This is a genomic window from Streptomyces sp. NRRL F-2580, from assembly GCF_000720115.1.
Classification (GTDB): Bacteria; Actinomycetota; Actinomycetes; order Streptomycetales; family Streptomycetaceae; genus Streptomyces.
The window spans coordinates 19,265-28,712 of the sequence record NZ_JOIR01000058.1; the positions used below are offsets into that span (position 1 = coordinate 19,265).

The 9,448-nt window shown below is 71.3% G+C and carries 9 protein-coding genes and 1 pseudogene; 3 read left to right on the plus strand and 7 right to left on the minus strand.

Annotated features, from left to right (window positions below; genetic code table 11):
• Window positions 1-81: 81 nt before the first annotated feature.
• On the plus strand, window positions 82-357 hold the full coding sequence (locus IF88_RS0137110; protein ID WP_030723214.1) for a DUF5133 domain-containing protein: 276 nt from the start codon (window positions 82-84) through the stop codon (window positions 355-357).
• A gap of 669 nt (window positions 358-1,026) precedes the next feature.
• On the plus strand, window positions 1,027-1,212 hold the full coding sequence (locus tag IF88_RS48775) for a hypothetical protein (RefSeq protein WP_420711030.1): 186 nt from the start codon (window positions 1,027-1,029) through the stop codon (window positions 1,210-1,212).
• A gap of 32 nt (window positions 1,213-1,244) precedes the next feature.
• Here the strand turns inward: IF88_RS48775 and IF88_RS42640 are convergent, their stop codons facing one another.
• The 7 genes from IF88_RS42640 to IF88_RS0137155 all read right to left on the minus strand — a co-directional run bounded on the left by IF88_RS42640 (window position 1,245) and on the right by IF88_RS0137155 (window position 8,800).
• On the minus strand, window positions 1,245-1,886 hold the full coding sequence (locus IF88_RS42640; protein WP_158754828.1) for a hypothetical protein: 642 nt from the start codon (window positions 1,884-1,886) through the stop codon (window positions 1,245-1,247).
• A gap of 85 nt (window positions 1,887-1,971) precedes the next feature.
• Window positions 1,972-2,466 carry a hypothetical protein gene (locus IF88_RS46995; RefSeq protein WP_158754830.1) on the minus strand — a complete coding sequence of 165 codons (495 nt, stop codon included), beginning with the start codon at window positions 2,464-2,466 and terminating at the stop codon, window positions 1,972-1,974.
• A gap of 54 nt (window positions 2,467-2,520) precedes the next feature.
• Window positions 2,521-3,060: a hypothetical protein gene (locus IF88_RS41530; RefSeq protein ID WP_030723221.1), complete on the minus strand. Its 540-nt coding sequence runs from the start codon at window positions 3,058-3,060 to the stop codon at window positions 2,521-2,523.
• 43 nt (window positions 3,061-3,103) lie between these two features.
• Window positions 3,104-4,102 carry an NAD(P)/FAD-dependent oxidoreductase gene (locus tag IF88_RS0137140; RefSeq protein WP_030723224.1) on the minus strand — a complete coding sequence of 333 codons (999 nt, stop codon included), beginning with the start codon at window positions 4,100-4,102 and terminating at the stop codon, window positions 3,104-3,106.
• The gene (locus tag IF88_RS0137145) at window positions 4,099-5,985 is read right to left on the minus strand and encodes a ferritin-like domain-containing protein (protein WP_030723226.1); all 1,887 of its coding nucleotides are present in this window, start codon (window positions 5,983-5,985) and stop codon (window positions 4,099-4,101) included. Before IF88_RS0137145 ends, IF88_RS0137140 begins: the two co-directional genes overlap by 4 nt.
• 20 nt (window positions 5,986-6,005) lie before the next feature.
• The gene (locus tag IF88_RS0137150; protein ID WP_051838241.1) at window positions 6,006-7,421 is read right to left on the minus strand and encodes a radical SAM/SPASM domain-containing protein; all 1,416 of its coding nucleotides are present in this window, start codon (window positions 7,419-7,421) and stop codon (window positions 6,006-6,008) included.
• On the minus strand, window positions 7,418-8,800 hold the full coding sequence (locus IF88_RS0137155) for a hypothetical protein (RefSeq protein ID WP_030723232.1): 1,383 nt from the start codon (window positions 8,798-8,800) through the stop codon (window positions 7,418-7,420). The genes IF88_RS0137150 and IF88_RS0137155 overlap by 4 nt, the downstream gene beginning before the upstream one ends.
• A gap of 418 nt (window positions 8,801-9,218) precedes the next feature.
• Between IF88_RS0137155 and IF88_RS46110 the strand changes: the two are divergent.
• Window positions 9,219-9,353 (plus strand): annotated as a pseudogene (locus tag IF88_RS46110) (hypothetical protein); the annotation flags it as partial.
• Window positions 9,354-9,448: the final 95 nt, after the last annotated feature.

Here is a 9,448-nt window from a genome sequence, read left to right on the forward strand (position 1 = left end):
CAGCCGCTTACCGACTTCCAGTCAGGCGGCCCTTCTGGCACCCCGCTGCCGGCCGGGATCGACCGGGCCCTGCGCCAGACGGTGGAAGCGGCGCGAGAGCCCGAGGCGGCCGGCGCCGAGGCTCCGCTGCTGTGGCCGCGGTTGCTGCCGAGCCGTATGGAGGTGGAGCGGGCGCTGGGCCGGTTCACCGAAGCCCACGTCCAGCTGACCGCGTGCCTGGGCGACGGCCAGGCACGGCAGGCGGTGGAGGACGCGGTGTTCACCTTGTGTGTGCTGATGGGTCGGCCGTCCGCGTACGCGGCGGTCCGGGACGCCACCCAGTTCCAGCAGTACGCATTCCCCCGCATAAGTAGTTGATCACGAGGGATGAACGGAGGAACGAGCGCCATCAGGATCGCCCGGACGGCGTTCGAGTCCGGGTACCGCAGGACATCGTTTGTGAGGTGGTCTCCGGCCAAGCAACCGCGATCCCCGCGCCTCGGGCAGCAGTCGGGCCAGGCACGCGGACCCAGAAGGCCGGCGTAGTTCCAGGGCCGGTAGATGGTGTAGTCAGATCTCTTTGGTCAAGGTGGTCGGGTGCTGGTTGGGGCGTCTGGAACGATGTGCCTGTGCATGCTGATGATCAGGTTGGCGAGGGTGTCTCTGCGGACCTCGCGGCGTTTCTCCGGAACGCTGATGACGGCCGTCCGGTGAAGGTCGTTCCTTCCGTCTGCGGCGGGTGTGGACTACGCCCGGTGGCCTCTTCGGAGCAGCGGTCCGGGTCCTCCGTGGTCGCCTACCTCCAGCCGTTCCGCGTAGCCCCAAGCGCACCCGCAGCCCGTTCGCCGTCTCCACGCACGGTCACCGGCTGATCCTGGCTCACCCCGACGCCCTGCCGGAGAGCGAACTCCTGAAGCTGAAGGTCGCTCTCGCCGACTGCCCCGAACTGGATGCCCTCACCGGCCACGTCCGAGTGTTCGGGAAGATGCTCACCCAGCTCCAGGGTGCCCAGCTCCGGTATGGATCAAGGCGGTCCGCGCCGACGACCTGCCCAGCCTTCACGCCTTCGTCAACGGTCTCGAACGCGATCTCGCCGCCGTTACCGCCAGCTTCACGCTGCCGTGGAGCTTCGGCGTCGTCGAAGGCCACGTCAACCGGATCAACATGATCGAGCGCCAGATGTATGGCCGGGCCGGTTTCAACCTGCTGTGGAAGCGAGTACTCCTTGCGTGACCGCAGCTCTGTCGCTCGATGAGCAGGCCCGTTCAGCTGATCGCGAGCGGCACGGGATCCAGGCCCAGCTTGCTCCGGCATGAGTCGACGGCCCGCGTGACCCAGGCGGTCATGGCGTCACGATCTGCCGCGATCGCATGAAGCTCACGCGCCTTCTTCTGGGCTTCGACCATCCACGGGGCCAGCGCGTCCTCTCGGAGGACTCGTTCGAAGTGATCGCGGGCCGTGTCCGGGTCCCCAACCAGGGCGGCTGAGATCCCAGAGTCAAAGCCGTCCCAGAAGAATCCCCGCCGCACCGGTCTGGACGTCAGGTATCGGGCGACGTCCGGCAGAGCCGGAAACTTTTCCCTCAGGGCGGCCACGTTCGCAGCCGCCTGCCGACTGAATTCGAGTGCCAGCGGCGTGAACTGGTCCTCGGTGCGAAACAGCTCGGAGCCGATCCGGACTGCCTCCACGTGGAAAGCCAGGTGTTCCACGTCGTGCCACAGCCACATCGCACCGACGTGCAGACCGCTGCCAGCAATCCGCGGCGGGGTGAACTCCACAACCCCGAGCCACCAGCCGTGATCGTCAATCCACAGCCGCGACCGCCCGCGCTGGGCCAGGCCAAGTGGCTTCAGGGACTCCCGCGCCGCCGAAGTAATGATCCGGAGCACCGGACTGCGATCTGCCATGATCGGCATTATTGACGGTCCCACCGACACGCCGTCGGTCGTGGTGGCACATCACCGGCGCAGAGCCGTGCACCAGCACTGAGCGTCACCGCTCCACAAAACCTGGACCAGAACCCGAAAAGGCTCTGGTCCCTACAGGCCCGGCACCACCGGCCTGCGCCTCCACACTCTGGCCGCGACCCTCGCCCAGACCGTCGCCTGGCACCGCTTCGACCACGGCCACCACACCGCCGCCAGCAAACTCTGGATCGCCGGCCTCCACAGTGCCCACGCCACCGACGACCCCGACCTCGGTGCCGCCATGCTCGGCGACCTCGCCTACCAGGCCGCATGGCGCAAGGACCACACCACCGCCGCCGGAATCCTCCAGCACGCACTCAAACGCACCCAGCACCCCGCCGCCCGCTCCCTCCTCCATCTCCGCCTCGCCCGCACCCTCGCTGCCAAGCAGGAGAAGCAGCCCGCCCTGCGAGCCCTCGCGGCAGCTGAGTACTATCTCGGCGCATCGTCCGGCCGGCCCCTGCCAGCATGGTGCGCGTGGATGTCCGCCGCCGTTATGCGGTCTGTCAATCTGTTCCAACCCGGAAGTGTCTCAAGACGCCACTACTGCCTGGCCGCGTGACGGAGCCCTCAGTCAGGCAGCAGCACGTGAGTTTTCAGGGCCCGGTGGCGATGATGGCTTCGGTGCGTACGACTTCGTCGAAGGTGCCGACGGGGCTGAAAGCGACTGGTAGTCGAGCGTCGTGCGTGCCCAGTAGGCGCTGCGCTGAGTCCGCAGGAGGAAGCCATTCTGGTCCGCGCCGACGTCGTGTGCGTAGCTGAGGAGGGACTCCCGGACAGTGGCCGGTGTGGGGACCTTGCGGAAGTCGCCGGCCCTGCGGTGCTTGAGCGGGGAACGCTGGCGGGTCATCCCCTCGATCTGCTCGGTGATGCGGTACACGTCGTCCGCGACCATCCCTTCGAGGTTGGCTGCGAACACCTCTCCGTTTCGGTGCCCACACCCGGACATCAGGTCGATGATGACGACGAGCGCCTTGGACCCGACCTCTTTGAGCGCGTGGATCTCCTCCAGCGTGGGGATGGTGATCCGGTTGGGGATGTACTCCGGTGGGATGACGCCCTGGAAGGAGTCGTCGGCATCCCCGAACAGCAGTGGCGGGGCCTCCTGCCACACCTGACCTGGCGCCCCTCGTGCGACCCGTAGGCGGTCGAGGGAGTCAGCCGACCGCGACGGCGTTCCGGGCGCCGTCGAGTTCGTCGGACCAGGCGGGTCCGGCGAAGGCGCTCCCGTACAACCGGGCGCAGCTGCGCTGGTGTTCGACGTAGGCCGCGCGCAGCCGGGCGGCGTAGTGGGCGCACAGCGCACGGGGCGCCGCGGTCCCCCGCACAGCCGCGTCGATGACGGCGGCGGCGAGGATGCCCGTACGCAGGGCCTGCGCCGTTCCGGTGCCGCTGAGGGGGTCGTAGCGGATGGCTCCGGCCCCCACCAGCAGCCGGCCCGGGGCGTCCCCGGCGGGTGCCGTCGCGGGGGCCGGGTGCAGCAGCGGGGCGGCCGGGACGGCGGCGGCGGACCGGGGCGGGTGGCGCAGGAGCGCCCCGAGACCGGTCTCGGCGGCCAGCCGGGCGAGCAGGGCGACGGGGTCCCCGGCCGGACCGGGCACCATGGCCTGTACGAGGGCGGCGCCGCGCCCCAGCGGGGTGAGCAGCGCCCAGCCCGCTTCGGCGGTGCCGAGGACGGCGGTGCGCTCGTCGGCACCGGGGCGCAGCGGGGCCGTCCCGGCCAGCAACCGCCGCCGCCCGGCGGCCCGTTCGGGCACCGCACGGGCGGTCACCACCCAGCCGGCCGGTCCCTCCGGCGGATCCGTGCTCCCCTCGTCCATGCCGTGCTCCGCCAGCCGCTCCCGCATGCGGACGGCCACCTCGGCTCCGTCCACCACCCGGCTGGCCTGCGCGAACCGGGTCGGCGGCCCGTCGCCCCAGCGTACCTGACGGTGCGTCACCTCCCAGGTCCCGTCGAGGAGTCCCGGACCCCACAGGGAGTCCAGCAGCTCCAGGGCCGGCCCGGCGAGCAGCAGCGGCCGAGCCCCCGTGGCGCCCGCCCCCGCCGCGCCCGGCCCGGGCGGCGGCAGCCGGACCCGGTGCCCGCGCCCGGCCAGTAGCCGGGCGCAGGTCAGCTCCGCCAGTCCGGCCCCGCCGATCTCGACGGGGCGGCTCATCCCTGAAGGTCCAGCACGTCCAGCAGAGCCGCGGTTTCGAACTGCTGACTAATCGTCATGTCCCTCAGGTCCCCGTCGAGTTCCCGAATGGCGGCCAGGGTCTCGATCGCCGCGATGGCCGCTTCCCTGGTGGCCTGACCGTCGGCGAGCTCGGGCGGCAGCTCGCCCGCGCCCGGCGCGAAGGCCGAGGGCAGGGTGAAGCGGGGCGCGATGCCGCGGGTGGCGAGGAGGTGGTTGATCTCGTGGAGGTTCTCCATCGTGACCCGGGCCTGGCCGATCAGCAGACCACCGGCCTGGTCGCCGAGTGCGAACGTGGCTTGCAGGGTGCCGAGCAGTGCCGCGTAGTACCGGTCGCTGAGGTCGAGCAGCGTCCGGCCCAGCTCGTCCTGCGCGCCCGGCCGCCGCAGGGGTCGCAGGTACACGAGGGGATCGAGGCCCACCAAGTGCTCCTTCACCGCGGTGAACCGACGGAAGTGCTCCTCGCCCTCGTCGATGACGAGCTTGATCAGGTGGGCCAGCCTGTCGGCCTCGGGGAACACGTCCGGCTGCTTGATGATGCTCCGGTGCAGCTGGACGTACATGCCGTCGAGGCCGGTGCCCACCTGTTGGCTGGGGGCCTCCACGTCGATGAACCACTGCAGTTGCGCGGGTGTCAGCGGGCGGAGCTCGAAGGGGTGGACCGTGTCGCGCACGATCTCCGCCGCCCGCCCGACGACGGGCTTCTCGCCCAGGGTGCCGAGGGCCTCGTTCACCCAGCGCAGGTGCCGCATCTCGTCGACCGCGACCTCGAACACCTCGAAGGCCGCGGCGTGGATCCGCCGCATCAGCCGACTCGCCGAATCCGGCAGCTCCCTGGGCGCGTTGAGCGAGTAGTGCGCGTACAGGTACTCCACGCTCAGTGCGTGCTCGACGGTGGCCAGTGACTTGAGCCTGCTGATCACGGTCGCCCGGTCGAGGAGCGGGATGTCGGGCGGCACCGGGTTGCCGATGCTGTCGTCCTCGCGGTCGTTGAGCACCACGGGCAGCACCTGCCAGTCGGAGATTAGCCGGGGGTAGCCGAGCTCCAGCCGCCTGCGCGGGCTGCCGAGGTCCAGTGCGTCCGTGTCGAGGTCCGGGACCGGTGTGCGGTCCGCACGCAGGAAGTTCATCTGCGGGATGCTCTCGTCGGCGTTGCCGGCGACGTCGGGTTTCGAGGCGGCCCAGTAGAAGCAGCCGCAGTCACGAAAGTCGTACTGCCAGGGGGCGCACAGGCTGCGGGTGAGGTCTCCCGGCCGGTACACCTCCGGGTCGATAACCCCGTTCTCGTCCAGGTACCGGGCCCGGTCCGAGACCAGCACGGCCAGCTGGAACCGGCCGTCGGGGGCACGGCGGACGAAGCTCTCACCGCTCATGCGCAGGGCGTTGAGGTTGCCGACCGCGGCGGCTCCGAGCGTGGCGACGGTTGTCTGGCGCCCCAGCAGGAGTACGGCGATCCGGCCCGGCAGCAGATCGTGCACCTGCCGCCAGACATCCAGGCCGTCGCGTTCACGGCAGTCGACCGGCTCGACCTGGGCGTCGGTCTGGTCCACCCGGGTCCGGCCGCACACGGCCCCGATGAAGACCTGGTTGTCGCCCGTCAGGTCCGCCGTGGTCAGCCTGTGGGCGGCGGCCACCCCGCCGGTCACCTCCAGCGCCCGGGAGCCGTTGTAGCGGTGGAAGTCGAAGAGCATCCCGGGGAAGAAGGCCTTGTCGAGGTTGCGCTGGTCGAACTCGAGCCCCGGGAAGCAGTTGTCGACCCCGCTCTCCGGGCGGGTGTTGGAGGGGTTGCCGCGTACGACGTGGTCGGCCCGCGCGGTGAGGTTGCGCGGGAGGATCTTCCCAGTGGGAGTCGGCAGGTCGGGCATGGACGGGCTCCTTCGGGCCTTCAGACGGTGCTGGCACTGCTCGTGAGCGGGGCCGCCGCGGACCGCTGCTCGAAGAACTCGGGCGCGGCCTGGCCGAGTTCGACGTAGGCGCGCAGGCAGAAGGACAGCCAGCCGCGGATGTAGTCGCAGCCGGGCCGGCCCCGTCGGCTGACCTCGTGGTAGCAGCCGCCGCCGCACAGGTAGCGGGCCCAGCAGGACCGGCAGGGCTCCTGCCGGTCCACGTGGCGTTCGGCCAGGTGCCGTTGCCGGGCGGCGGTGTCGGGTCCGGCGGCCAGTGAGCCCATGGCGAAGGCGGGGTCGTCGACCAGCCGGTGGCAGGCGTAGAGGCCCCCTTCCGCGGAGGCGCTGAGGTAGCCCGCGCCGGCCCCGCAGGGGTAGGGGCGGTGGGCGCCCCGGTGCAGCTGCTCCATGGCGGTCTGGAAGTTGCCGAACGGGTAGGCGCGGCCGGCCGACAGCTCCGCAAGGGCCCGTTCGCCGCAGGCGGTCATCTGCTCGAGGAAGCCCGCGAAGGCCTCGGTGGTGATCTCGTACGCGGGGTCCGGGGCGCTGACCACCGCACCGAACCCGACCTCGTCGAAGCCGAGCGCGATGCCGTGCTCCAGGACGTCCAGGAGACGGCCGGTGTACGGGGTGACGCTGACGCGCGCGGAGAGGTGGCGGGGGCGGCCGTGGCGGGCGAGCGTGTCGAGCCCGGCCCGTAGCCGGTCGTATGCGCTGGCTCCGCCGGGCGCCCTGCGCAGGGCGTCGTGGCCGGTCCGGTCGCCGTCCAGGCTGACCGTGACGGTGAACGGGTGCTCCGCGAACAGTGCCGCGTCGTCGGGCCGTACGGTCGTCAGGTTGGTGGTGAGCGCGAAGCGGACCCGGTGCCCGGTGGTGGCCCCCGCCCGGACGGCGTACCGGACCACCTCGTGCACCAGGTCGCGGGCGAGTAGCGGTTCGCCGCCCATGAAGCCCACGACGACGTCTGAGCCGGGCGCCGCCTCGGCCAGCAGCCGGTCCACCGCCGCGTACGCGGTGGCCCGAGGCATCGCCCGGGCGCTTCCCCCGAACCGGCCCTCGTCGGCGTAGCAGTGACCACAGCTCAGATTGCAGGCCTGCATCACGTTGAGGGAGATCGAGGACAGCGGAGGCGGTGCGAGGGGAGTGCCGTCGATCCGCGGTGCCCCCCAGAGCGGGAGGTCCAGCGTGCGCCCCAGCTCGTCGAGGGAGCCCTCCGAGGCGGAGAGCCACTCCTCCAGCCGGACCGCCGTCGCCTCGGGCAGGTCGTACAGACGGCTGCCGTCGGCGACGAAGAGATGGGCCCCGTGCGCACTCCGGAAGGCCCGCACCTGCGCTCCGGGCCCGGCCGGCAGCGGGCTCGTGGCTTGTGCCGGGACGTCCGGGGGCCGCCGCCCGATCTGCAGGAGTACGGTCACGTGCCCGGCTCCGTCCTGTCACGCAGGCCCTGGGCCCAGGCGGTCAGCAGGTCGTACTGCCGTCGGGTCAGGTGCAGCGGTCCAGCGTCGGCACCGCGCATCCCGATCGGCATGCGGCGGTCGGTGTAGCTGGGCGGCAGGTCCTCGGCCGGTGGCCGTACCACGCGGTCGAGCAGATCGGGCTGCTCACGCACCATGTCTTCCAGAGCCTCGAGGGCGACGAAGCGGCGGTGGCGCCGACGACCGCGGTCGGTGAGCGCGAGGAGAACGCCGGTCAGCGGTTCGGGAACCGTCCACGCGACCCCTTCGTAGGTGTCGAGGACGCGCTGGTTCTGCACGTCCACGTTCATGTTGCCCATCGTTTCGAGGACCCGTTCGAAGAGATCACGGATCTCCAGCGCGGTCTGTCCCTCGTCGGCGATGTAGGAGGGGTCGCTCACTTCGGCGCGCTTGACCCGGTCGGCGAGTCCGTCCGCGAGGGAGACGAAGGGCCTGCGGTCCGGTGCGAAGTCGGGCGGGCTGACCACGATGCGGGCGGTGACGGTGAGACCTCCCGGCAGGGTCACGGCGACCGTGCCGTCGCAGACGTCGTCGACCATGCCCAGGCTGGCCTGGATCTGCCGCTCCGCGCCCGCGAACAGGCCGGGGGGCGAGGTCCGTTCATCGTCGCTGATGTCACTGAGCCTCAACCGGCACCACGGCGCGGCCGGATTGAGGATGAGCCGCTCCTGCGGGAGCTGGTACCCGGTGTTCGCGGCGAGCTCGGCCAGGTTCGTCGGCCCGTACACGAACCCTTTCCCCGGGGTGAACCGCAGCCGGAGTTCGGGGAGTTCGGCGTTCGGCGCGGGCACCTGGACCGAGCCGAGCGGGAGGGACTTGCCGGCCGGGACGAGCGGGTTGGCGGTGTCCTGCGGAGAGTGCCCGGCGAGCGGGTGCCGCTGGTGGTCGTCGCCACGGACCTCGGCCCGGGCCTCGACGCGGTCGTCCTGCTGCTGGGTGATGTGGTGGGACTTGAGGTTGGCGACGGAGACCTGCCAGCGCACGTCGCCGAGGCCCAGCCCGAAGTCGGCGAGCACGTCGGCGGTGAGGACCCCCGTGCGCTGCTCGCCGTCGGCGGTGGTCCAGCTGCCGTGCACCTCGAAGAACGGGCACACCGGCCGCCAGCCGTCCGCGTCCTTGAACCGGACCTTCTGCGGCATCCGCGTGGTCAGGGTGCCGTCGGCGGCGAGGTCGAGGCTCTCCACCGGCTCCACGGTGGTCTTGCCCGTACCGCGCGGGGTCAGGTCGCTGGGTCCGTAGCGGTAGTTGTCGCACGGCATCGGCGAGGAACCCAACCGGGCGATGGCGAGGGGTGGTTGAAGCCAGATACGGTCGATCACCGGCACCTCCTGGCGGGCGTGCCGCCGGCGGGGCGGCGGCGTACGGGCCGACCCCGGAGCGCGGTCCACCCCGTGCGGTAGAGTTACGGGACGTAATCAAACATACGAGTCTCGTGACCCTGTGTCACGCACGACACGGCGGGCCGCGGCCGGTCTCCGTCACCGGCGGGACGCGACCGCTCGTGCCGTCAGTCCGCCTCCGTGACGGTGCCGGACCAGGGGCCGGACGGGTGGCCGTCCGGCTCCATGCCCCAGGGCTCGCACCGCTCCCACGGGTACGCGCCGCTGGCGGCGTACTGCCGCGCCAGTTCGAGGAAGACGTCGCCGCGGCCCGCGTCGGCCGCCTCGCGAGTCGGCCGGGTCGCCGCCCGTGGTCCCTGGCGGCGTGCCGGAGCCGTACGGCCGCGCCGAGGGATTCCAGCTCCCCGGCCTCGCCGTCCGCGCGGCCGGGGTACGCCAGCACATGGCGGACGCCCTGCAGCGCCACCACGCGTGGATCCGCGAGCACGGCGTGGACATGCCCGAGGTCACGGACTGGACGTGGGACGGCTAGGGCGTGTATCGAAAGTGCCTGGTGAGGATGACGGAGAGCCCTTTTGTGATCAAGAATGATTGGATGGTCATGCTTGAGACTCCCCGTTTGATCCT

Excerpts from the sequence above, each read along its gene's own strand:
- IF88_RS42640 (WP_158754828.1), bottom strand. The coding sequence starts at position 1,886 with ATGGCAGATCGCAGTCCGGTGCTCCGGATCATTACTTCGGCGGCGCGG.
- IF88_RS0137140 (WP_030723224.1), bottom strand. The coding sequence starts at position 4,102 with ATGAGCCGCCCCGTCGAGATCGGCGGGGCCGGACTGGCGGAGCTGACC.
- IF88_RS0137145 (WP_030723226.1), bottom strand. The coding sequence starts at position 5,985 with ATGCCCGACCTGCCGACTCCCACTGGGAAGATCCTCCCGCGCAACCTC.